This window comes from Caminicella sporogenes DSM 14501 (assembly GCF_900142285.1).
In the GTDB taxonomy this organism is placed as follows: domain Bacteria; phylum Bacillota; class Clostridia; order Peptostreptococcales; family Caminicellaceae; genus Caminicella; species Caminicella sporogenes.
This window is the reverse complement of the sequence record NZ_FRAJ01000004.1, coordinates 74,539-99,115: the sequence shown is the minus strand read 5'-3', so window position 1 is coordinate 99,115 and position 24,577 is coordinate 74,539. Positions and strand designations below refer to the sequence as shown.

General features: G+C 25.5%; 24 protein-coding genes. 17 read left to right on the top strand and 7 right to left on the bottom strand.

Features of this window, described 5'->3' with window-relative positions:
* Nucleotides 1-21 precede the first annotated feature (21 nt).
* From BUA90_RS02610 to pdxR, 3 genes are all read left to right on the top strand, one after another.
* Nucleotides 22-1,746, top strand: a complete 1,725-nt coding sequence (locus tag BUA90_RS02610) for a sensor histidine kinase (protein WP_094756694.1) — start codon at nucleotides 22-24, stop codon at nucleotides 1,744-1,746.
* A complete protein-coding gene (locus BUA90_RS02605) occupies nucleotides 1,743-2,510 on the top strand; it encodes a LytR/AlgR family response regulator transcription factor (protein WP_072965841.1) in 768 nt (255 codons plus the stop codon). The genes BUA90_RS02610 and BUA90_RS02605 overlap by 4 nt, the downstream gene beginning before the upstream one ends.
* A gap of 119 nt (nucleotides 2,511-2,629) precedes the next feature.
* A complete protein-coding gene (gene pdxR, locus BUA90_RS02600) occupies nucleotides 2,630-4,132 on the top strand; it encodes a MocR-like pyridoxine biosynthesis transcription factor PdxR (RefSeq protein ID WP_072965840.1) in 1,503 nt (500 codons plus the stop codon).
* Nucleotides 4,133-4,222: 90 nt separating this feature from the next.
* On the opposite strand, the gene BUA90_RS02595 is transcribed toward pdxR, so the two are convergent.
* Nucleotides 4,223-4,618 (bottom strand): bactofilin family protein, encoded by a 396-nt coding sequence (locus tag BUA90_RS02595; RefSeq protein WP_072965839.1) that lies wholly within the window; start codon nucleotides 4,616-4,618, stop codon nucleotides 4,223-4,225.
* Between the two features lie 18 nt (nucleotides 4,619-4,636).
* A complete protein-coding gene (locus BUA90_RS02590; protein WP_072965838.1) occupies nucleotides 4,637-5,575 on the bottom strand; it encodes a M23 family metallopeptidase in 939 nt (312 codons plus the stop codon).
* A 345-nt stretch (nucleotides 5,576-5,920) separates the two neighbouring features.
* Here BUA90_RS02590 and BUA90_RS02585 point away from each other — a divergent pair, with 345 nt between their 5' ends.
* From BUA90_RS02585 to BUA90_RS02545, 9 genes are all read left to right on the top strand, one after another.
* Complete coding sequence (locus BUA90_RS02585) at nucleotides 5,921-6,928, top strand: LacI family DNA-binding transcriptional regulator (protein ID WP_072965837.1); 1,008 nt, start codon at nucleotides 5,921-5,923, stop codon at nucleotides 6,926-6,928.
* A gap of 63 nt (nucleotides 6,929-6,991) precedes the next feature.
* Nucleotides 6,992-7,237, top strand: a complete 246-nt coding sequence (locus BUA90_RS02580; protein WP_278301796.1) for a YkuS family protein — start codon at nucleotides 6,992-6,994, stop codon at nucleotides 7,235-7,237.
* A 185-nt stretch (nucleotides 7,238-7,422) separates the two neighbouring features.
* Nucleotides 7,423-9,303, top strand: a complete 1,881-nt coding sequence (locus tag BUA90_RS02575) for a YgiQ family radical SAM protein (protein WP_072965836.1) — start codon at nucleotides 7,423-7,425, stop codon at nucleotides 9,301-9,303.
* Between the two features lie 164 nt (nucleotides 9,304-9,467).
* Entirely contained in the window at nucleotides 9,468-10,994 is a 1,527-nt protein-coding gene (gene hutH, locus BUA90_RS02570) for a histidine ammonia-lyase (RefSeq protein ID WP_072965835.1), read from the top strand.
* 67 nt (nucleotides 10,995-11,061) lie between these two features.
* Nucleotides 11,062-11,235, top strand: coding sequence for a DUF896 domain-containing protein (locus BUA90_RS02565; protein WP_072965834.1), 174 nt, complete (start codon nucleotides 11,062-11,064; stop codon nucleotides 11,233-11,235).
* A 23-nt stretch (nucleotides 11,236-11,258) separates the two neighbouring features.
* Nucleotides 11,259-11,711: a chemotaxis protein CheW gene (locus BUA90_RS02560; protein WP_072965833.1), complete on the top strand. Its 453-nt coding sequence runs from the start codon at nucleotides 11,259-11,261 to the stop codon at nucleotides 11,709-11,711.
* 113 nt (nucleotides 11,712-11,824) lie between these two features.
* Nucleotides 11,825-12,322 (top strand): hypothetical protein, encoded by a 498-nt coding sequence (locus BUA90_RS02555; protein ID WP_072965832.1) that lies wholly within the window; start codon nucleotides 11,825-11,827, stop codon nucleotides 12,320-12,322.
* A 214-nt stretch (nucleotides 12,323-12,536) separates the two neighbouring features.
* On the top strand, nucleotides 12,537-13,694 hold the full coding sequence (locus BUA90_RS02550) for a sensor histidine kinase (protein ID WP_072965831.1): 1,158 nt from the start codon (nucleotides 12,537-12,539) through the stop codon (nucleotides 13,692-13,694).
* 3 nt (nucleotides 13,695-13,697) lie between these two features.
* Nucleotides 13,698-14,366 carry a response regulator gene (locus tag BUA90_RS02545; RefSeq protein ID WP_072965830.1) on the top strand — a complete coding sequence of 223 codons (669 nt, stop codon included), beginning with the start codon at nucleotides 13,698-13,700 and terminating at the stop codon, nucleotides 14,364-14,366.
* Nucleotides 14,367-14,401: 35 nt separating this feature from the next.
* Here BUA90_RS02545 and BUA90_RS02540 read toward each other — a convergent pair whose 3' ends face one another.
* The gene (locus BUA90_RS02540; RefSeq protein WP_072965829.1) at nucleotides 14,402-15,286 is read right to left on the bottom strand and encodes a selenium metabolism-associated LysR family transcriptional regulator; all 885 of its coding nucleotides are present in this window, start codon (nucleotides 15,284-15,286) and stop codon (nucleotides 14,402-14,404) included.
* A gap of 126 nt (nucleotides 15,287-15,412) precedes the next feature.
* On the opposite strand from BUA90_RS02540, the gene BUA90_RS02535 reads away from it, so the two are divergent.
* Nucleotides 15,413-16,603: an AlbA family DNA-binding domain-containing protein gene (locus BUA90_RS02535; protein WP_072965828.1), complete on the top strand. Its 1,191-nt coding sequence runs from the start codon at nucleotides 15,413-15,415 to the stop codon at nucleotides 16,601-16,603.
* A gap of 17 nt (nucleotides 16,604-16,620) precedes the next feature.
* On the opposite strand, the gene BUA90_RS02530 is transcribed toward BUA90_RS02535, so the two are convergent.
* On the bottom strand, nucleotides 16,621-17,115 hold the full coding sequence (locus tag BUA90_RS02530; protein ID WP_072965827.1) for a hypothetical protein: 495 nt from the start codon (nucleotides 17,113-17,115) through the stop codon (nucleotides 16,621-16,623).
* A 224-nt stretch (nucleotides 17,116-17,339) separates the two neighbouring features.
* Between BUA90_RS02530 and BUA90_RS02525 the strand changes: the two genes are divergently transcribed.
* Nucleotides 17,340-17,624 (top strand): putative Se/S carrier protein, encoded by a 285-nt coding sequence (locus BUA90_RS02525; RefSeq protein WP_072965826.1) that lies wholly within the window; start codon nucleotides 17,340-17,342, stop codon nucleotides 17,622-17,624.
* Nucleotides 17,625-17,665: 41 nt separating this feature from the next.
* Here the strand turns inward: BUA90_RS02525 and BUA90_RS02520 are convergent, their stop codons facing one another.
* A complete protein-coding gene (locus tag BUA90_RS02520) occupies nucleotides 17,666-18,718 on the bottom strand; it encodes a hypothetical protein (protein WP_072965825.1) in 1,053 nt (350 codons plus the stop codon).
* Between the two features lie 189 nt (nucleotides 18,719-18,907).
* Between BUA90_RS02520 and BUA90_RS02515 the strand changes: the two genes are divergently transcribed.
* A complete protein-coding gene (locus BUA90_RS02515; protein ID WP_072965824.1) occupies nucleotides 18,908-19,774 on the top strand; it encodes a hypothetical protein in 867 nt (288 codons plus the stop codon).
* 22 nt (nucleotides 19,775-19,796) lie between these two features.
* Here the strand turns inward: BUA90_RS02515 and BUA90_RS02510 are convergent, their stop codons facing one another.
* On the bottom strand, nucleotides 19,797-20,684 hold the full coding sequence (locus BUA90_RS02510) for a CAP domain-containing protein (protein WP_072965823.1): 888 nt from the start codon (nucleotides 20,682-20,684) through the stop codon (nucleotides 19,797-19,799).
* A gap of 218 nt (nucleotides 20,685-20,902) precedes the next feature.
* Between BUA90_RS02510 and BUA90_RS02505 the strand changes: the two genes are divergently transcribed.
* Nucleotides 20,903-22,417 (top strand): hypothetical protein, encoded by a 1,515-nt coding sequence (locus tag BUA90_RS02505; RefSeq protein WP_072965822.1) that lies wholly within the window; start codon nucleotides 20,903-20,905, stop codon nucleotides 22,415-22,417.
* 13 nt (nucleotides 22,418-22,430) lie between these two features.
* Here BUA90_RS02505 and BUA90_RS02500 read toward each other — a convergent pair whose 3' ends face one another.
* Nucleotides 22,431-23,162, bottom strand: coding sequence for a glycosyltransferase (locus BUA90_RS02500; protein WP_072965821.1), 732 nt, complete (start codon nucleotides 23,160-23,162; stop codon nucleotides 22,431-22,433).
* A gap of 166 nt (nucleotides 23,163-23,328) precedes the next feature.
* On the opposite strand from BUA90_RS02500, the gene BUA90_RS02495 reads away from it, so the two are divergent.
* Nucleotides 23,329-24,489: a hypothetical protein gene (locus tag BUA90_RS02495; RefSeq protein ID WP_072965820.1), complete on the top strand. Its 1,161-nt coding sequence runs from the start codon at nucleotides 23,329-23,331 to the stop codon at nucleotides 24,487-24,489.
* The last annotated feature ends 88 nt before the right edge of the window (nucleotides 24,490-24,577 follow it).

The following is a 24,577-nucleotide window of genomic DNA, read 5'->3' as shown; positions in this document are numbered from 1 at the left end:
AATTAATAGGAGATGTAAATTGTGATATTGCAATTGCTTCAAAATTTGACGAGCAGGTCTGGGATAATAATAATTTTAGCTTTTTTATTATCAAAAAATAAAACGTTTAAGAGATTAGTTACAAAAAAAGACCTTTCATTAGTTGATAAAATTTCAATGTCTATTTTATTTGGAGTATTTGGCATAATTGGTACATATTCTGGGATTAAAATTGGTGTGGCACCCGGAAGTGATGCTATCGCAAACTCTAGAGTCATAGGAGTATTTGTTGCTGGGTGGCTTGGAGGACCTTTTGTTGGCATTTTAAGTGGTATTATAGCTGGACTACATAGATGGGTAATAGATATTGGTGGATTTACTTCATTAGCTTGTGGATTATCTACAGTTGTTGAAGGACTGATTGCTGGGTATAGCAGTAGAAAATTTAATAATGTAAAAACTGATTGGATTTGGGCTTTAATTATGGGGGCATTTTCAGAGATAGTTCAAATGATGATTATTTTAGTTATTGCTAAACCTTTTAATCAGGCATTGAGCTTAGTAAAAATTATATGGTTTCCAATGATATTTGTAAATTCAATAGGAATAGCTGTATTTATAGGAATAACTCAACAAATTTTTTTAGAAAAGGAACAGGTGGCAGCAGAAAAAGCAGAGTTAATTTTAAAAATTGCCAATAAGACACTACCGCATCTTAGAAAGGGATTTAATACTGAAACTGCAAAATTAACTGCTCAAATAATCTATGATATGACAGATATAGATGCAGTTGCAATAACAGATGATGAAAAAATTTTAGCTCATGTAGGGGAAGGTAGCGACCATCATAAAAGTGGAAGCATACCTATGACTGATTTAACATATAAAGTAATAAAATCAGGAAAATATGAAGTAGCCAAGAATAAAGAAGAAATAGGATGTAAATATGAAAAATGCAGTTTATTATCTGCAGTTATTTTTCCTTTAAAAGAAAGAGATAAGGTAATAGGTACTTTGAAATTATATAAATCTCAAAAACCGGGTATTACAAGTTTAGATTTGAAATTGGCTCAAGGGCTTGCTAAACTTTTTTCAACTCAAATTGAACTCAGTAAAATAGATTATCAGAGAAAGCTTCTCGTTCAGACTGAATTAAAAATACTTCAGGCTCAAATAAATCCTCATTTTTTATTTAACTCACTAAACACAATAGCTTCTTTTATAAGGACTAAGCCAGATAAAGCAAGACAGCTTATAATACATCTTGGAGATTATTTAAGGCAGAATATGACAGTAAATCAAGATGAAATAGACATATATAAAGAGATTTTTCATATAAAATCTTATTTGGCAATAGTCCATGCCAGATTTGGAGATAAAATAAAAATAGATTTTGATATAGAAGAAGGACTTAAAATAAAAATTCCTCCGTTGATACTACAACCAATTGTAGAGAATGCAGTGAAGCATGGACTTAAAAATATAAATGATGGTATTGAAATAAAAATAATAGCTAAGGATGAAGGGGAATATGTAAAATTATCCGTAATTGATAATGGAGTTGGAATTGAAAAAAGCATTTTAGAAAAATTATTTTTAGAAACTGATAATGATAGCTGTATAGGTCTAAGAAATGTTGATAAGAGATTAAAGTATAAATACGGTTCGGCTTATGGTTTAGAGATAAAAAGTGAACTTGGAAAGGGAACGACTATTAATATCAAAATACCTAAATTAAAAGCTAATACAAAGGGAGGAATTGTATGAAATGTATTGTTGTAGATGATGAAATGCCTGCTAGAGATGAAATAATATATCTTCTTAATGATATAGGTGGATTAGATATAATTGGAGAGGCTTCTGATGGAGAAAGTGCATTGAAGTTGATAAAAAGCAGGAAACCTGATGTAGTCTTTTTAGATATAAATATGACAGGTATGGACGGATTTGATTTAGTAAATGAGATTTTAAAATTTGAACACATTCCATTAATAGTTTTTGTAACTGCATATGATCAGTATGCTATAAAAGCTTTTGAAGTTAATGCAATAGATTATATTTTAAAACCTATCAATAAGGAAAGATTAAAAAAGACTGTAAGAAAATTGAAACTTTTATTTTCAAATGAAAATATTAATTTTGATATAGAAAAGAGATTAAATAAACTTATAAGTAAGTTAAATCAGCCAAATGAAAAGATAGATAGGATTTGTGTATATGAAAATGGCAAATATATTCCTTTAAATCCAAAAGAAATACTGTATTTGACAACTGTAGGTAGAAATACAATAATAAAAACTAAAAATGGGCAATTTACAACTAATTATACATTAAGTGAAATGGAAGAAAAATTATCAAAATATAATTTTTTTAGAAGTCATAGAAGTTTTTTAGTAAATTTAGATGAAGTTAAAGAAATTCACAACTGGTTTAATGGTACATTTCAAATAGTTTTAAATGGTGCAGAAAATGTTAAAATATCAGTAAGTAGAAATAAAGCTGGAGAATTTAAAGAAATAATGAATATTTAATTAGTCTGAAGGAATATCCTTCAGATTTTAATTTACAAATTTAGTAGAAATATTTATATTTTATTTTATAATTAAAAGGGAAAGACTAATCAATATAAGAAAGAACAAGGTGATTACAGATGATAAATAAATATAGCAATATAAAGCTTTCAAGAGATGCAAAAGAACATATGTATATACAACTTTTCTATGCAATAAAAGAAATGATTGAAAAAGAAATTTTAAAGAGTAATGAAAAACTTCCTCCTATAAGGAAATTAGCAGATTTATTAGATGTTAACAATGTAACAGTTGTAAAAGCTTATGATTTATTAGAAAAAAATAAATACGTTTATAAAAGAGTTGGCAGCGGAACTTTTGTACTACCTCAGCAAAATTTTGATAGAGAAATTGAGAATTTTGAAAAATTTGAGGATGAAATTTATGAGGATTTAAGATTAATGGACAGGGGACAGATACAAATAAGCGATGATATGATAAATTTTGCAAGTGCGACCCCTACACCACAGCTTTTTCCAATTGATGATTTTAAAAATGTATTAAATGAAGTTCTTGATAGAGATAAAGGATTTGCATTTGGGTATCAAGATAGTAAGGGATTTTATCCACTTAGAGAAAGTATAGTTGAATATTTAAAGTTTTATAAAATAACTACTTCTACTGATAATATTCAGATTATTTCAGGAGCACAACAGGGGATAGATGTAGTTGCAAAAGTATTACTTAATTATGGTGATACTATAATAGTTGAAAGTCCTACGTACACAGGAGCTATTGCCAGTTTTAAGACGAGAGGTACTAAAATAGTAGAAGTGCCAATTAAAAAGGATGGAATAGATTTAGAAAAATTAGAATTATATATAAAAGAATATAAACCTAAGGCAATATATACAATGCCAAATTTTCAAAATCCTACAGGATATTCTCATAGTTTAATTAAAAAGAAAAAATTATTAGAAATAGCTAAAAAAAATAATTTAATTATCATTGAAGATGATTATTTAAGTGATTTAAATTTTTATACTGATGATAATTTTACTTTAAAAAGTATGGATAATGATGAAAATGTAATTTATATTAAGAGTTTTTCAAAAATATTTATGCCGGGTTTGAGGTTGGGATTTCTTGTTGTACCTTTAAGATTTAAAAATGAAATAATTGCAGCTAAACATACATCAGATATTTCAACTTCAAGTCTAATTCAGAGAGCTTTTGATTTGTATCTTAGAAAAGGTATTTGGAAAAAGCATATAAAGTACATGAAGAAGGTTTATAAGGAAAGATTTGATGTGATGATAGAAAAGCTTGAAGAATTGCCAAATGAAATTTCTTACGAAAAACCAAAAGGTGGAATTAATTTTTGGATTGATTTACCTAATAAAATTTCAGTAAATGAATTTTATCGAGATGCTATTAAAGAAAAAATAGTTTTTGTTCCGGGGAGTATATTTTATCCTTCTAAAACAAATAGTAATTCTTTAAGACTTAGTATAGCTTCTGTATATCCTGAAGAAATAAAGAGAGGTATGGATATATTTAATAACTTGCTGAAAAAATATTTAGATATTGATAAGAAAAAGTATTATTTTGAAAATAGGGAGTTTTATAGACCTATATTATAAGATGTGTGATTTTAAATTTTGATTTTATTAATTTTATAATTTAGTAGTAGTATAATTTTTATTGGATTATGAGGCGTGTTTAAAACACGCCTAAATAGCTTTAATTTTTTTTGAATCTTCAGTTTTTAATTTTAAAACTTCATTTTTCATTTTGCATTTACCATCAAATAATCCTTTTTCTTCTACTACAAAGCTTCCAACTTCAATATCTCCAATGAGTTTACCAGTTGAACATATTTTTAATCTTTCACTGCAAAATACATTTCCTTCAACAGTTCCTGAAATTTCAATATTAACAGCTTTTGCATTGCCGATGATTATTCCATCTTGACCAATTATAATATCACCATTAACATCTATATCACCTTCAAATTTACCATCTATTCTCAATAAGCCAGTAGATTTAAAAGTGCCTTGAAAAGTTGCATTTTTACCAATGAGGGTATCGAAATTTTGTGCTGAAATATCATTTTTTTTCTTTAACATAGTTATTCCTCCTAAATATTAATTATTATGATTTAAAATTTTAAGTGGGTCAATTTGAATACCGTTGTAATGTATTTCAAAATGCAGATGAGGACCAGTGCTCCTGCCCGTATTGCCAAGCTTGGCAATAACTTGTCCTTTTTTTACTTTTTCTCCTACTTTAACTAGATTAATTTTATTATGAGCATAGACGCTTTTATATCCATATCCATGGGATATAACTATAACATTGCCATAACTTCCATTATAGCCTGAATAAGTTACTATACCACTTCCCGCAGCTAATATATTAGTACCTTCTTTATTAGCTATATCTAGGCCTTTATGAAAATCTCTTCTTTTTGAAAAAGGGTGTATTCTATAGCCGAATTTAGAAGTGATTTTTCCTTTAACTGGCCATAAATTTGGTTTGCAGTTTAAATATTTAAGCTGCTTGTCAATATCTTTGATGAGTTTATCATAATTATTTTTTTCAGTATCTATAATAGAAGCAATTGTATTTATAGATTCTTTATTAGTTAAGTCTTTATTTAAAAGAATAGTTCTATTAAAAGAACGAGATGTGGGTTTGATTTTATCATTTTCTTTTGAATTTTTAAGTCCTAGCATATTTCTAACTTTATTTTCAAGAGCATGTAATTGGGATAATTTATCAAATACTATTTTAGAAGTATTCTTTAATTTATCTAATTCTGCTTGCTGTTCTTTATTAATAGTATTTAAATTTTTTATTGTATCATCTTTTATTTTTATGTTTTTATGTAGATATATATTTTGGGTATATAGATAAAATGATGAGCTAATGGAAAATATAGAAGAAAAGAGAAAAATTATGACTACTAATAATGTAAATCCTTTATTTAAACTAATTTGTTTCATTTTTTTGCTGTCGTGAGGAATTATGACAAATGTAAAATTTTGACTGAATAATTCGATAATTTTTCTTATATAGTTCATTGTTTTTTCCTCCAGATGAAGAATGTTTTTTAATATCAAATATTAAAAGTATATTAAAAAATAATTACAATCTTATTATAATATAAATTTAACACAAAAAGGTAAAATCTTTTAAAATATTGAAATTGAAATAAAAAATTTGTATTATTAAAAAATTTGATTTAATACAATTAAAATTTTGGACAATAAAGTAATTATTTAGTATTATAGATGTAAAAGTTTATTTTATGTCTTTTAAAGGATAAATAGAAAAATGATTAAAAATATGATAATATTTATCATAAATTGTCTTTGAATTTGAAAATCTATTAATAATATATATTATTTTGTTTCGAGGTGATTTTTATGGCAGTAACTATAAAAGATGTAGCTAGAAAAGCTAATGTATCTATATCAACTGTTTCAAGAGTAATTAATGATTCTAAACCTGTTAGTGATGAAATAAGACAGAGAGTTTTGAAGGTAATCGAAGAATTAGGATATACTCCTAATCCTGTAGCTAGAAGTCTAGTTATGAAAAAGAGTCAGTTAATAGGTGTTATAGTACCTAATATTTCAAATTATTTTATTGGAGAAATGTTAAATGGTGTAGAAGAAATTGGCAAAATGTATAATTATGATATACTTTTGTGTAATTCTTATGGAGAGTTAGAGCAGGAATTAAAATATTTAAGTCTATTAAAATCTAAACAAGTTGAAGGAATAATATTTATGACTTGGAATTTGAAAAAAGAACACAAAGAATTTTTAGAAAAGATAGATATTCCTGTAGTAATGATAAATAGAAATACTTCAGATATAAATATACCTTCCGTATGTATAGACCATTTTGGTGCAGCATATGAAATGACAAATTATTTAATAAATAAAGGACATAAGAAAATAGCTCTTATAAGAACAGGAATAGGAAATGATGCTTTTGGGGTAGATCAATATAAAGGTTATACAAAAGCATTGAAGGAACATAATATTGAAATAGATGAAAGTCTTATTAAAAATGGAGATTTTAAATTAGAAAAGGCATATGATAGTGTTGTAGAAATGATTAAAAATAATAATCTTCCTACGGCTATATTTGCAACTTCTGATTATATGGCTATTGGAGCAATGAATGCTTTGATTGACAACGGTTTTAAAGTACCTGATGATGTATCTGTTGTAGGATTTAATGATATTAAACTTGCTTCAATGTACAGACCAAAATTAACTACAATAAAACAGCCTATTTATGATATAGGGGCGGTTGCTATAAGAATTATCATTAAAAAGATAAAAGGGGAAGAAGAAGATAAGACATTATTTGTTCTTCCGCATGAATTAATAGAGAGAGATAGCTGTCGAAGTCTTGTTTAATGGAGAATATTTTTACTCCTACTGACTAATAATAAGTTTAGATTTAAGTAGGAGGTGAAAATATTGAAGAGAATAGCTGTTGAGAATTCATTGACAAATGTTAAGAGTTATTTAGAAACACAAGGATATACAGTTGAATCTTTAGAAAGCAATAAAGATAACTTGAAATCTTTTGATGCTATTGTCGTATCAGGACAAAATAGCAACTTTTTAGGTATGCACAATACTGAAACAAAAGGTAGTATAATTTCAGCAAAGGGATTAACACCTGAAGATGTACATAAGGAAATTCAAAACAGAATAGAATGATTAGACCTCCAATACGGAGGTCATTTTGATGTATGCTGTTTATTTCGATTGAATAAATTTATTGTAAACCACATAAAACTCTGATAATATTACTTTATAACGATTTTTGGAAATCTAATTTGTTTGAAAAAATTTATAGTATTAATTTTTATAGTTATAAAATTATAATATGATAGGTGGTAAAAATGGATAAAAAAGATTTTCTGCCAATTAATAAAGAAGATATGGAAAGAAGAGGTTGGAATCAACTTGATTTTATAATTGTAAGTGGAGATGCTTATGTGGATCATCCGAGTTTTGGAACAGCAATTATTTCAAGACTATTAGAAGATATAGGTTTTAAAGTAGGTATAATACCTCAGCCTGATTGGACAAATTTAAATGATATAAAAAAATTAGGCAGACCTAAATATGCATTTTTAGTTACGGCAGGTAATTTAGATTCAATGGTTAATCATTATACAGTCAGTAAGAGGCTTAGGGAAAAAGATTTATATTCTCCTGGAGGTAAAATGGGTTTAAGACCAGATAGAGCTACTATAGTTTATTGTAATCTAATAAGAAGGGCTTATAAAAAGATGCCAATAATTATAGGTGGAATAGAAGCAAGTTTAAGGAGATTTGCTCATTATGATTATTGGAGTGATAAAGTAAGAAGGTCAATTTTAGTAGATAGTACTGCCGATTTATTAGTTTATGGAATGGGTGAAAGTCAGATAATAGAAATAGCAATGAATTTAAAAAGTGGATTAGATATTAAGTATATAAGACATATACCGGGCACTTGTTATATAGTCGAAGATTTAGAAAATATATATGATTATAAAGAAATACCTTCTTTTGAAGAAATAGAGAAAGATAAAATAAAATATGCACAGGCTTTTAAAATACAGTATGAAGAGCAGGACCCAATTACTGGTAAAGTGTTAGTACAGCGTCATAAAGACAAATACTTAGTGCAAAATCCTCCTGCTATGCCACTAAGTAGAGAAGAATTTGATAGAGTTTATTCATTGCCGTATGTGAGAGATTATCATCCAGTCTATAAAAAATATGGAGGAGTTCCTGCAGTAGAAGAAGTAAAATACAGCATTATAAGCGAAAGAGGATGTTTTGGAAATTGTTCTTTTTGTTCTTTAGCATTTCATCAGGGAAGAATAGTAACTAGTCGAAGTCATCAATCTATTATTGAAGAAGCAAAAAAAATAATAAAGGATAAAGATTTTAAAGGATATATTCATGATGTAGGAGGACCTACTGCAAATTTTAGAAAAGCTGCATGTGAAAAACAATTAAAAAAAGGTGTTTGTAAAAATAAGCAGTGTTTATTCCCAGAGCCTTGTACTAATTTGCAAGTAGACCATAAAGATTTGATTGAACTCTTAAGAAAACTGAGAAATCTTCCAAATGTTAAAAAAGTTTTTATAAGGTCTGGACTTAGATATGATTATATTTTAGCAGATAAAGATGATGAATTTTTAAGAGAGTTGTGTAAATATCATGTAAGTGGACAGTTAAAAGTAGCACCAGAACATGTAAGTAAAGAAGTTTTAAAATTAATGGGGAAACCGGAGAAAAAAGTATATGATAAATTTGTTAAAAAGTTTTATAAAATTAATAAAGAAATAGGAAAAAAACAGTATATAGTACCATATTTAATGTCTAGTCATCCGGGAAGCACAATAAAGTCGGCAATTGAATTAGCTGAGTATTTGAGAGATATAGATTATTATCCAAAGCAGGTTCAGGATTTTTACCCTACTCCCGGTACACTTTCAACTTGTATGTACTATACAGAACTTGATCCAAGGACTATGAAACCCGTATATGTTGCAAAAAGCAGAATGGAAAAAGCTATGCAGAGAGCTTTATTACAATATAAAAATCCTAAAAATTATGATTTAGTAAAAAAAGCATTAATACTAGCTAAAAGAGAAGATTTAATAGGTTATAGTCCAAAGTGTTTAATAAAACCACCAATAGAAAAATCTTTTAATAATAAGAGATATAGAAAAAATAAAAAAGTACAGTTAGGCAAAAAAAGAAAAAGTAGAAGAACATGGTAAAATTTCTTCTGCTTTTTTTATTGCTTTAATACAATAAAACTATAAACAACTAACAAATTTTTATATATTACAATTTTTTTGTAAATTTAGAAGGGAAAAAGAATTTTACGAAGAATAAATATTGTAATAATAATAAAAATTTTCGAATAAAGGGGAGAGAAAAAATGTCAATAGTTTATATCAACGGAGAAAATTTAACAATAAAAGACATAGTTAATGTTGCTAGAAAAAATTATGAAGTAAAACTTACTGATGAGGCAGTTGAAAAAGTAAAAAAGGCGAGAAGGATAGTTGATGAATTTGTAGAAAATGAAAAAGTAGTATACGGTATAACTACTGGATTTGGAAAATTTAGCGATATAGCTATATCTAAGGAAGAAACTAAACAGTTACAGAGGAATTTAATAATAAGCCATTCATGTGGAGTAGGAAAACCTTTTGATGAAGATATAGTAAGAGCTATAATGCTCCTCAGAGCTAATGCACTTGTGAAAGGATATTCTGGTATAAGACTTTCAACTTTAAGTACTCTTGTTGAGATGATAAATAAAGGAGTTCACCCTATTATTCCGCAAAAAGGTTCTTTAGGTTCAAGTGGAGACCTTGCACCACTTGCACATATGGTGCTTGTGATGTTAGGAGAAGGAGAAGCTATATATAAAGGAGAAAGATTGCCTGGAAAAATAGCTATGGAAAGAGCAGGTATAGATACAATTGAATTGACATCTAAAGAGGGATTGGCACTAATTAATGGTACACAGGTAATGACAGCAGTAGGAGCATTAACTGTATATGATGCTATAAAAGTTATGAAAATGGCTGATATTAGTGCAGCTATGACTTTGGAAGCTTTAAATGGTATTACTGATGCATTTGACGAGAGAATTAATATGGTAAGACCGCATAAAGGACAAAGAGATAGTGCTAAAAACCTTTTAAAACTTACTAAAGGAAGTAAACTCACAACAAGACAGGGAGAAATAAGAGTTCAAGACCCATATACATTAAGATGTATACCTCAAATACATGGTGGAAGTAGAGATGCTATAAATTATGTTGAAGAAAAAGTAAAGATAGAAATAAATTCTGCTACTGATAATCCTTTAATTTTTGCTAATGAAAAAGATGTACTATCAGGTGGAAATTTTCATGGACAGCCAATGGCATTAGCTTTTGACTTTTTAGGAATAGCTTTGTCAGAACTTGCTAATGTATCTGAAAGAAGAATAGAAAGATTAGTAAATCCTCAGCTTAGCGGTTTGCCAGCATTTTTGACAGAAAAAGGAGGACTTAATTCTGGATTTATGATAGCACAATATGCAGCAGCGGCATTAGTGTCAGAAAATAAAGTATTATCACATCCAGCAAGTGTCGATTCAATACCATCTTCAGCTAATCAAGAGGACCATGTAAGTATGGGAACAATAGCTGCGAGAAAGGCTAAAGAAATATTAGATAATGTTATAAATGTATTAGCTATAGAAATTTTAGCTGCTGCTCAAGCGATAGATTTTAAAAATAGTGATGATTTAGGTGAAGGTACAAAGATTGCATATGATATAATTAGAAATGAAGTACCTACTTTACATGAGGATAGAATAATGAATATTGATATTAATAAATGTGCATTTCTTATAAAAAATCATAAAATAGTTGATGAAATAGAAAATAGATTAGGAGAGCTGAATTAATATTTGATTGACATATGAAGCTAGAAAATGGTAATATATAATCAAAAAATATTTGGAGTTGGTTGTATTGCTTTCTAAAGAAAAAATAGACAGAATAAACTATTTAGCAAAAAAATCTAAACAAATTGGACTAACGCATGAAGAAAAAATGGAACAGCAAAAACTCAGAGAAGAATATATAAAGGCCTTTAGAAAAAATTTTAGACAGCAATTGGAGTCGATTAAAATAGTGAGAAAGTAATATAAAACCAGAGGGGGAAAAAGATGGCTGAAAATCAATATGTTATTTTTAAATTGGGAAATGAAGAATATGGTGTAGATATTATGAAAGTAAAAGAGATTTCTGAATTTAAAGAGAGTATTAAAGTACCAAATGCACCATATTTTGTTGATGGTATCATTAATTTAAGAGGAGAGATTATCCCAATAATCAATTTAAAGAAAAGATTTAATATAGAAAGTCAAGGTATAAACTCAGATACTAGAATAATAGTAATCAACATAAGAAATAAAAATGTAGGATTTGTTGTTGATGAGGCTTCACAAGTTTTAAGAATAGATGAAAAAGATATTGAATCGGCTCCTGATATAATTGTAGGCGTTGACAGGCAGTATATAACAGGGGTTGGAAAGATTGACGATAAGATAGTAATACTTTTAGATTTAGAAAAGATTTTATCTGATGAGGAAAAAGAAAAATTAGAAGAAATGCAGTAAATTAGTAGAAAATGTTGATAAAAAATTTAGCTTTGACAACAGTATAAGTCATGTTTCGCACGAGTTATAGTATATAATGTTTTCCATAATACTATATATGGGGGATGCGAGACATGAAAAGAGTACTGTTGTTTTTTCTTTTATTAGTTTCTATATTAATTAATCAGCAATTTATTTTTGCATCGGAAAATTTGAATGTAAATTTAAATAAGCAAAATATTGATGCAATTAAAGCTGATGAATTTAAAGAAATTATAAATGATTTATTTAAAGAGAGAGCAAAACTGTGGAATAGTATGTTTTCAGATGAAACTGATTTGGAAAATGTTAAAAAAGATTTAAAAAATATAGTTGCTAAACCATTATTAGAGTATGATATAGAGAGCTTTAGCAAGTTGAAAGAAGAATGTACAGATATGGATAAAATTGTAGATGTAGATGTTGTTAGTATAGAAAATATAAATATCAAAGGGCAAAAAGCAACTGCAGATATTGAGGTAAAATGGCTAATGGAAAATTTAAGACAAACATACAGTGAAAAAATAGCTTATAAAATAGAATTAATTAAAGAATGTGATAGATGGAAGATAAAGGATTATAATTTAAATTAAATATTTTTATATTAAAAAGAAACAATATAGAATGTGAAATTTTTCGCATTCTATTTATTTTTGCTTGTATTAGTATAAGGTATTAATATATAGAAATAGATACCTATTTAATACTTTAAAAAACTTTTATATAATAGATATATGGACAAATATAGACAAATTTTTTAATATGTATTTTTAAAAGCATGTTTAAAATAATATTTGAGGTGTTTAAATGGCTAAATATGTAGATATTAAGGCATTAAATGAAGTTGTAAAAAAGACTATAGGTGCTATAGAATCGGGAAAAAAAGAAATATTTGAAATTGCAGAAAAAGCAAGGAATGACTGCAGAGAAATAGAAGAAGAATTGATGCAATTAAATGAAAAGTTGAAATCAGTTATTTATGAAGTAGATAAGCTGACGATATTAGAAAAAAATAGTAGGAGAAAATTGTTAACTGTAAGTAGGAATTTTGATAAATACAGTGAGGAAGATATAAAAAAAGCTTATGAAATGGCTAAAGATTTACAAGTAAATCTTTCTTTAAAAAGACATGAAGAACAGGAACTGGTAAAACAGAGAACTAGCCTTGAATTGCGACTAAAAAAAACAAAAGAGGTTGTAGAAAAAGCAGAAGCACTTGCTTCTAAAGTTGGAGTTGCTCTTGGATATTTAAGTGGAGATTTGCAAGATGTATTTGAACAGCTTGAAGATATTCAGCAAAGACAGTTAATGGGCATAAAGATTATTAAAGCACAAGAAAGAGAAAGGCAAAGAGTGTCAAGAGAAATACATGATGGACCTGCTCAAATTATGGCTAATGTGGTTTTAAAAGCAGAGCTGTGTGAACGGTTAATTGATATAGATATTTTAAAAGCAAAGCAACAGCTTAATCTGTTAAAAAGTATAGTTAGAGATAGTTTGAAAGACATCAGAAGGATAATTTATGATTTAATGCCAATGTCATTAGATGATCTTGGGCTTATTCCAACTATTCAAAGACTTATATTAAATTTTCAAAGAGAAAGCGGAATTAATGTTGATTTTTCATTTGATGAAAAAGGAGAAATAAAGGAAAATATTATACAATTGACAATTTTTAGAATTATACAAGAAGCTTTAAATAATATTAAAAAACATTCAAAAGCAACTAATGTAATTATAAAATTGGATATAGGACTAGAAAATATATACATAAAAATAATAGATAATGGAATAGGTTTTGATGTGAATGATAAAGTAGATTCGATAAATAATCAAAATGGATTTGGGCTGTATAGTATAAAAGAGAGAGTAGACCTTTTAAGAGGTAAGATAGAAATAGACAGTAAACTTGGAAGAGGTACAAAAATCAGCGTAATTATACCGATCTGTGAGGAGGAAAAATAAATTATGTCATATGATAAAAAAAAGATAAGAATATTAATTGTAGATGACCATGCTTTGATGAGACAAGGATTAAAACAGATATTAGAGATTGAAGATGATATTGAAGTAGTTGGTTTAGCTATTGATGGAGAAGATGCTTTAAAAAAAGCTATAAAATTAAAGCCTGATGTGATACTTATGGATATAAATATGCCTAATATGAATGGTATTCAGGCCTTAAGAAGAATTAAGGATATGGGATTAGATATAAAAATAATTATGCTTACAATACATGATGATAGAGAATATTTATTTGAAACAATAAATATTGGAGCTGAAGGATATGTGTTAAAAGATGCTGAAGCTAGTAGTTTAGTAAAAGCAATAAGAGATGTATATTTTGGAGAATCTTATATTCATCCTAGTTTAGCTTCTGAATTTGTAAGAGAATACAAACAGCGTGGAAAGATTTCTTTGAAAAAAGATAAAAAAAATGAAAAACTTACTAGAAGAGAATATGAAGTAATAACTTTGATAGCTGAAGGACTGAATAATAAAGAGATTGCAGAGCGACTATTTATCAGTGAAAAAACGGTAAAAAATCATGTTTCAAATATTTTTAAGAAAATAGGTGTTAATGATAGAACACAAGCTGCGATATATGCTTTTAAACATAATATAAAAAAGATTTAGGCATTGTATTTAGGAAATGCCTAAATCTTTTTTGATTACTTTAAAACAAAGTTTTTAAATGTTTCGGCTAATGGTGAAAGAGCTCTATTTTTGTGATATACAAAGAAAAATTTTCGTTTTAGAGTTAGATTTTCAACATGAATTTTTTTTATAAGATTATTATGCAGTTCAGAAGAAACGGCTTTTTCAGAAATAAAAGTTATACCAAGCCCATTTTTTACACATTCTTTGATAGTTTCAGTATTTTCTATACAAGCGACGATATTTAAATTTTCTATGTAAATGTTGTGTTTAGCTAATTCTTCTTCAACAATTTTTCTTGTGCCAGATGTATTTTCTCTTAATATAATAGGGTATTTACATAAATCATTAATTTTAATAGAATGTAGATTTTTATAAATTCCGCATTTAGGAGCAATTATTATCAGATTATCATCCATTATTTCTATATATTCAAGTTGAGAAATTTCTTTTTTAGCTCCTACTATACCAAAATCAATTTCTCCATTCAAAATTTTTTCAATAACTTCTCCAGTTGAATATTTATTAAGATTATATTTTACATCAGGATAGATTTTGTTGAATTTACACAGTATACTTGGTAAAAAATATTGACTAGGGATTGTGCTTGCAGAAATTTCCAAAACACCTTCTATTTTTCCTTTAAATTCATTTAAACAAAAAAGAGCTGTTTCTCTTTGATTTAAAATATTAACTGCATATTTATATAAAATTTTTCCTGCTTTAGTTAAAGTTATATTTTTATTAGTTCTATTAACAAGTATTGTTTTTAATTCTTTTTCAAGATTTTGAATATGGTTGCTTATAGTAGGTTGAGTTAAATAGAGTTTTTCAGCCGCTTTTGAAAAACTTTTTAATTTTGCAAGAGTAACAAATGTTTCAAGTTGTTTAAAATCCATAGTAAACACCTCTATGTTTTTATCATAAAATAATATTAACATTTATAATTTTTGATTTCAATTAATTATTGAAAATATAGTATAATTTTGTATAAATAGATAATTTTTTCGAAAGAAGGTAGTCAAATGGATAAAAATAAATTGCGAACTTTGTTAAAACAAGGGGAAGGTCCTAAACTTGATTATAAGGAAACAATAAATATAAATCAAGAATCTGGAAAAAAAGAATTAGTAAAAGATATTATAGCAATAGCTAACAGTCAAGGCGGAAGAGGACATTTGATAATAGGTGTTAAGGATAAGACTAGAGAAATAGTAGGGATAAAACCTGAAAATATAAATGAAGAGAGAATACAGCAAATTATCAGTAATAGATGTGACCCGCCTATAAATATAAGAGTAGAATACATAGATATAGATAATAAAACAGTAGCTGTAATTACAATATTTAGAAGTTATAAAAGACCTCATCAAATGAGGCAAACAGGAGCTTTTTATATAAGGAGAGGTTCTACAACTGATGTTGCTAGAAGAGATGAAATAGCTAATATGCTTCAAAATGCTGGAATAATATATAATGAACAATTGCCAGTTTATAATGTAGCTATTGATGTTTTAGATAAAAAATTAATTCAAAATTATCTTAGTAAAATGAATATAAATGCTGGTGTTGATGATAAAATTTTATTAAATAATCTTGGAATTATTCATTATGATAGAGATACTGAAGAATATTTTCCTACAATAGGTGGACTGCTTTTATTTTGTAATAATCCTCAAATTTATCTGCCGCATACGGGAATAAAAGTTATATTTTTTGAAAATGGCATAAGAAAAGTTAAGTATTTTACAGGAGATTTGGTAAGTCTATTAGATAAATCAATAGCATTTATAAAAAATATTTTATCAGATATCTGCTATCCATTTGAGCCAATTGTAGAAAGTTTATCTAATGCGGTTGTTCACAGAGATTATTTTGATTATTCGAGAGAAATAGTTGTATATGTTGGAAAAAACAAATTGGAAATAAGCAATCCCGGAACTATTTCATACAAAGATAGAATAAATAATATTATTTATGAACAAAATCCTTTTAGAAGAAATAAATGGCTTTATGAACGATTATTAGTACTAGATACTAAAAATAGATTTATGAAAACAGGATTGGGATTAAAAAAGATAAAAAATTCATTTAAAGGTATTAAAAAAGTATATTTTTTAAATTTAAGAAAAAGAAATTTATTTAAAGTGATACTACCGGGGACAAAGGACTTTTTAATAGATAAAAATAAAAAGTGTAAAGCTCAAGAAAAGTAAATCTTGAGCCTTATATTTTATATGATAAATTCATTTCTTAAATATTTTATTTTCTGAAGAATTTCTTTACATAATAAAATATTTTTTGCTTCAATTGCCTCATTTAATTTATCATGTAAATTTTTGATTTCATTTCTTTTTTCTTCAATAGTATAAGGAATATGTCTTGAAAAATTTTTGATATAATCTTCAATATTTTGTATCTTTGAAAGCTGTCTAAATACAGATATTTCTAAGTAAGAGCTATTTTTATCTATAATGGGTTTTAATTTTATAAAATCTCCATTGTAAATTTCTCCTTCTACTACTTTTTGAAGAATTTTTTCACTTACTCTATCCATTAAATATTTATAAAAAAAACTGAATGAAGCATTTGGGATTTTGTTTAAGTCTATATTAATATTAAATGTATCAAATACGTTTAAATTTTTGCTTATTTCATTGACCCTAATTAAACTTATTCCTATAGGACTAATATTGAGCATAAATATTTTATCATTAATATCATTCACATTCAAAAACTCCTCTCTTAACAGAAAAATAAGTATCATGAATGTATTATTAGTTTGAGTAAAAAGGTGATATTTTAAAATGAATAAAAAATTCCATATATGTTATTGTTTTTTGAAAAACATATTTATTAAATAATTGAAATTTAATTTTTTAGTAAGAGTAAAGCAACTTAAAAGCAAACATAGAATATAATGATATAAAAATTATTAAAGGAATGATTTTGATGATAGCAGGCCAAAATGCAAAATATTATTTAATAGTATTTAATTCGAAAAATCATGCCTATTATTTAGAAAGTATTTTGAAAAAGTCTGGTTATAATCCAAAGCTGATAAATGTTCCTAAATATTTGAGTAAACATTGTAGTTTAGGATTAATAATTTATGATGAAAATATAGTGAAATTTTCTATAGAAAAGATAGAAGAAAAGAAATTGGACATATATAAAGTATATAAATATTGTTTTAAAAACAGAAAAAAAATTTATGAAGTAATATATAAAAGTTAGATGATTTTCATCTAACTTTTTATATATACAAATGAAAGATGTTATTCCTTAGAATTTTTTAATTTTAAATTTTTAAAACCGATAAAAGAAATTTTAGGGTAATATGTTCCAAATATAGAGTGAACTTTAAAGTTTTGCAAATCGTCTTTAAAATTTGTATCAAATTTATATTTAATAAAATTATATTTACTGCTGTCTGTATAAACATTTGAGTCACTCCAGTTTTTACCATTATCAAAGGAATAACAGCTTACAACTTTGTCCATTTCAACCCAAATGGCCCATAGAGCAGTTTGAGTTTTTATAAAGGTTGGAAATGAACAGTTTGAAGGTTTTGATAGTGCAATAATTTTTGATGAAGTAATTTCTTCTTTTTTCAAAGAACAATTCATATATTTTATAACTAAATTGTCATCTACAAATTCACTCCAAATTATATTGTGAGAATACAAATCATTGTTTAGAACATTTAAGTATAATTTTTTTTTGCTATTATTAGTTAGTTGAATTGCTTCACTCCAAGTTTTAGATGTACTTTCAAAGGAATTTACAAAGACTTCTTCAGCATTTTTTATTTTATTAAAATAAAAAATATTTAAAATATTAGAATTATATGAGATTATAAATGGGTTTATGATTGGAAAAACTTTGATAATATTTATGTTGTTTTTTATCCATTTATTACCATCATAGTAATGATGTATTATTCCAAATAAATTTTTATAGTTTTTGTCTAGAAGGTAATATAGTATATGTAATGTGGAATTAATTTTTTGTATAACAGGATATTTTAATAGATATTTATTAATATTAAAATTAAAAAGATTATTATATTTTATATTGTTACTACTATCAGTATATATATATAGTACTTTTCCATTATCAGTACATATAATTCCATATATTTTATCGTTATTGTCAATTTTAATGTCTAAATTACTACTAGAAATATTGGAAATTATTTCAATATGTTTTTCCCAACCTTTATTATTTTTAAATTTTCTGAGAAAAAGAGTTTTATTAATTATATAAAAGTTTAATATATCTCCATTAGATTTTCTTAAAATTGTCTGTGTTGAGTTGATGAAAGGCATTTTTATACCTCCTCGTTTTTTAAAAAATATATTCAAAAAAAAATATGTTATGAGTATGTAACGATTAATAAAAGTATTTCATATACTAAAGTAGACATAGATTATATGTAAATATTTATTTTTAAAAGAAAACGGTGGAAAAATTTATACTCATAAAGTTATAAAAATCTAAAGGAGGTAAAATTTAATATGGCTGAAAATGTTTATACTGGGTCAGGTTTGGTAAAACAGCAGGATGATAATTGCTGTGGTGCTAATACGGGGTGTATAGTTCCAAGAATATATGATCCGGAAAAGATAAAAGCTGAATGTATTTTTGTGGAGAAAGTTTATGATTCAGTAGTGCTTAAAGATGAATTTGATCAAGTAGCAACTTTTACTTTAAAAAGAAAAGTTAAACCAAACTTTAAAATTAAAAGTGTAACAGTAACTTGTACGACAAAACCTAAAGGAGATTCATCAGGAACTACTATTACTATTTTAACAAATAGTATCAATGGAATGCCTGTTCCAACTCCAACTCCTACAGGTCCAGGTGGAGTAGAACAGATACCATTAGATTTTATTGATACTTCAGAATGTGATGCACTAGATAGGGGAACTCCTATAATACTTGATGAAACGCTTATAATTACAGGAGAAGTTTTGATAACAATAACATTGACTTTAATTAGACCAAATGGAAAAGAACTTGTTATTACTGAGAGTGTAGCAGTAACTATTGATGATATTGAAAAGAGAAAATTTGCTAAATTATGTATGCCATCGACTTGTGCAGCTATGAAACCATCTTTAGCAGAATTTTGCGGAATTCTTTGTGATTTTATATTACCTTTAGGATTAAACAGTATTACAATTGATGAACAAGGTAATATAACTGTAAACGGAATAGTAGTATTATGTGTAACTTGTGAAAAGAAAGTTAAAGTTCCAGTACAGCTTTGTGTATTATCAACTGGATTCTGCGAATATCCTGAGCAGGGTGGATTGTGCGTAGAATATCCAAATTTATTCCCAGACCAAGTTAATGTTCAAATTATAGAGAAAGATTCATAAAAAAGTAGAGGGCTGAAAATTTTTAAAGCCCTCTATTTTTTTCTATAAACATTACTGAGATTTTATACATATTGCTGTTTTGAGGTTTATCTATACCTATTCCAATATGTGTAAAGTTTGGGGAAAGTATAGCTTTTCTATGTATCCATGAATTCATAAAATTTATATGAGCACTTTTAATACTGTAAGCTTTTGCTATATTTTCTCCGGCACTGTAATAATTTATGTCAGCATTTTTAATCATTGAATAAACACTACCATATGTTGGAGAAGTGTGTGATAAATAATTATTTTCAGCCATATCTTTAGCTTTTAGCTGAGCAACAGAAGTGAGTTTTTCATCTAATATAAGAGGTTTTAATCCATTGTTTTTTCTTTCTGTATTAATTAAATCTAACATTTCATATACTAATGATTTGATTTGGTAATCTGTAAGTGTACTACTTGAACTTGTTGTTATTTTAGTTTGTAAGCTGTCATTTGTTAAATTTAATGAATTATTATCTATATTATTATTTGAAGGAGTATCATTTTTAGAAAGATTTTTATCATATGTATTATTTGAATTGCTAGTTGTGCCATATACTCTTATTATTTTACTGCCTTGTATGTATATTTTTTCATTTTTATTGATAGAATCATTAGTTTTTGTCAATATTTTTGAAGTAGAAGTATTTTTATTATATGTTTCATTATTAGAAATATATTCTTTAGAATTAGTATAAGAATAGGTGTTGTATGTATTTACAGAGCTGAAATTATTTGAAGAAGATGTATATGTACGTACTATTTGATTTCCTTTTCTGTATATACTTTCATAGGCATATGTATCTAATAGAGCAAATGAAAAAATTGAAGTAGAAAATATAGTTCCAAGAGTAATTTTAGATATTAATTTTTTGTACTTCATTTTATCCCTCCAATATTTTTTATTATTAATAGTTTTAACTATATATAAATGATATCAAAAATTTCTTGAATTTTCGACAAAATACGACATGTAATTTTTGGTAAAAATCATAAATATGTAATTATTAAATATAAAACTAATAAAATGTTTTTTTTTACATAGATATTAAAAAAGATAATATCTTAATTTTAAAAATATTTGCATTGGAGGGATTGGAAATGGCATTACATAAGATACAAAAGTATTTATTCAAGTTTAATCTTAATAGTTATTATTTCTATTTATCAAATAATTTATTATATTCTGAAATCAATAGAAATGAAAAAAAGATTAAAAGTATTATTTCAAACAATATTTTAAATTTTTCTGTTTATATAGATGATTTTGAAACTTGTCATATAATTTGTGTTGATTTTTCAGGGAATTTGATTTATTTTTCTAATAAATATAATTTATGGAATAAGAAAGTTATAACTAGTTTAAATATAAATTTGTATGATTTTACAAATTTAAAAATATATGTTGTAAAAGAAGATATTCATATACTGTTGTTAAAAACAGAAAAATCTAATTCTGATAATAAGTATTCAAGTATTATTTATTATTCAATTAGAAATTTATCATGGAAAAATTATGAGATAGCTAAAATAGTTGCTGATAAATATAGGCCTTCATTTAAATCAGATATTGATAATTACGGAAATATCCATTTGATTTATAAGTCGGTTAATAAAAAAATTAATCAGATTTTTTACAGAATGTTTGATAATAAATACAAAAAGTGGAATATGATTGAAAAACTTAGTGGTGAATATAATAATGTTATCAATTTTAATATTTTATGTGATACTTATAATACTGTTCATATAGTCTATTCTCATATTTTCAAAAAAAATATTAGAATTGTTTATTTAAAAAAAGAAATGCAAATGAAACTAACTTCAAAATGGACAAATATTGAAAAATTTCCATTTGAAAATATTGCAGCAACTCATCTTATTTTAGTTCAAGACAATAATTTTATAAAAGCAATCTGGAAACAAAATAATATATTTTATTTTGCACAATATAACATTATGAATAATATATGGCAAGATATAGAAAAAATTAATATTAATATAGATAGAAATAAATTGATTTCTATTACTTTTTTTGAAAAAAATTCAGACAACTTTAGAATAATTAAAGCACCTATAGCTTATGGATATGATATTAATAAACCTTTTATAATTGGTATTGATGAGAGCAGTAAATTTAAAAATAATGATATTTTTAAAGAAAAATTTATTGACATTAATACAATAAATGATTTAGAAAATGATAATATGTTAAAATTCAGCATATCAAATTATTTTAAAACTATAAATGAGTATTTTGAAAATAGTTCTATAACTAAGCATTTATTTTCTAGAAAAGAGGAAGAAATAGAAAATGAAACAAATGAATTACAAAAAATAAAAAATATAAGTATGTTAGATATTGCAGATAAATTTATATATATATATCGTGAACTTGAAGCTTTAAAAAATAGAGAATTGCTTATATTGAATTCATTATTTGAAATAAAAAATAACTATTCTGAGATATATGAAAAATTTGAAGAAGCTTTAAAAATTTATAAAAATATAGATAAGCAGGATGATAAATTAAAGTCGAAAAAGACGTTTAATAAAATTATAAACATGTTCAATGATTATAATTATACAAGTTTAAAACAAAAAAATAGAAAATAAGGTGTATATAGTTTTACATATTTATTTTATAACCGCCTTGATTTTCATAGAATTTTTTAATATTATTTCTAATTTTTTTTGTATAATTTAATTTTTCTATACAGCTCAGACTTTTACAGAGATTGTTGTCATGACTTCTAGTTTTGACTAGTGGTTTGTGTACACAAAAAAATTCATAATATTTTCCCAACCTCATCCAAAGGTCAAAGTCTTCACCATACTTATAATTTTCATTGAATAAACCTACTTTGAATAGATATTCTTTTACGGTCATTACAGTAGAAGTATTTATATAGTTTTCATACCATAAATGTTGTAGTGCATTTTTATGACAGCTGAAGTTTTTACATCTATAATGATAATAAGTTGATGACAAGTTGTTTTTTACATATAAAAAATTAGTATATACTAACCCAATATTTTTATTTTTATCTAAGATGTCGACTTGAATTTCTAATTTTTCAGGCATAAATGCATCATCAGCATCTAAAAAACATATATAATCACCTTTAGCCTTTTTTATACCTAAATTTCTTGCAGCAGCAGGTCCTCTATTTTCTTTATAAAAGTATGATATTTTTTCATTATTATATTTTTTTATTATTTCCGCAGTATTATCTGTTGAACCGTCATCAACTATGATAATTTCATAGTCTTTAAATGTTTGATTTAAAATGCTATCTATTGCATTATGAATGAATTTTTCATAATTATAAGTAGGTATTATAACACTGACTTTAGTCATAAAGCCCTCCTTTTGAAATAAATATTAATTTATTTTTCTAATAATTTTATAATATTCTTTAAAATTGTTATTGTTACTTTTTTATAAAAACTTTTAATAATTAGTAGTTATGGCTAATTTAAATACATATACATGTAGTAGTATTCTTTTGTTGAGGAGGGATAATATGGACGATATACTTAAAACTAGATATTTGATAAAACACAGACAGTCTAGTGAAATATGGAATTTTTTTCTTGAAAATCAATGTCTTTATTATAAAGTCGTTAATAAAAATTTGCCAGAAGAAAAGTTAATTGAAAATGTATTGGCTTATGATATTTGTTTAGATTCAAAAGATGTAATTCATTTAGTTTGTATAACTACCAAAGGAAAAATGTATTATTTTAATTATTCAAATAATACATGGAATAAGATGGATTTTAAAAAGATTATAAACTCATTTAATAAAATAGACTATATAAAAATTGCTGAAACTGATGGAATAATACATGTTTTTTACGGTTTTAATAATGCAATTAATAAAAATTTTTATAGAATAATATATATATATTATGATGGATTGAAATGGAAATATAGTAATATTGATTCAAATTTACCAACAAAAAATTCTATTCCATTTTTTATAGATTATGATAAAAAAGGTGATTTGTATTTTGCATTTAAAAATGTAAAAGCAAAAAAAATTACTTTCAATATTCAAGTTTTTTCAAGTTGGAATAAACATTGGACAAATTTATCGACAATTAATTTAAATGAAGAAATAAAAGATGTTAAATCATTTTTAGTAGATTCAAATTTAAATTTTCATATTTTATATACGTATAATAATAAAGCAGGTCTTTTTCATTCTTTTTTAAGCGAAGAAAGTCTTTTTAAATTTTCTAGTTTGATTTTTATGGAAGAAAATGAGAAGCAGAAATATAAATTTTTTCAAATAGAAAACAAATTATGGATTGTATGGAAATTTAATGGTACAATTTATTATACATATTCTGATGACTTTGGAGTGAATTGGTATAGAGAAGCTTTTTTATTAGAAAATGATTTTTATGATATTAATTATATAGGTCAAAAATATAAAAATACTGATATTTTAAAAAAAATTTCTACTTTTGGATATGTAAATATGACAGATACAACTTTATTGGGCATTGATAATATTGAAAAATTTTTATCTGGAAATGATTTAAAAGCTAAATCAAATTTAACAGAGTATTTTAGTGAAAAAGAGGATACAAATAAAAATGTAGAAAAAGAAGTGGAGAAAAATCAAAAAAATAAACCTTTTATTGAAAAAATAATTGATTTTTTAATTAATAAGTAGACAGTAAATAAGCCATTTACAAAATTATAAAATAAATGGCTTATTTTTATTTTGCAATCAATTTGATAAAAATTTCTAAAATATCAAA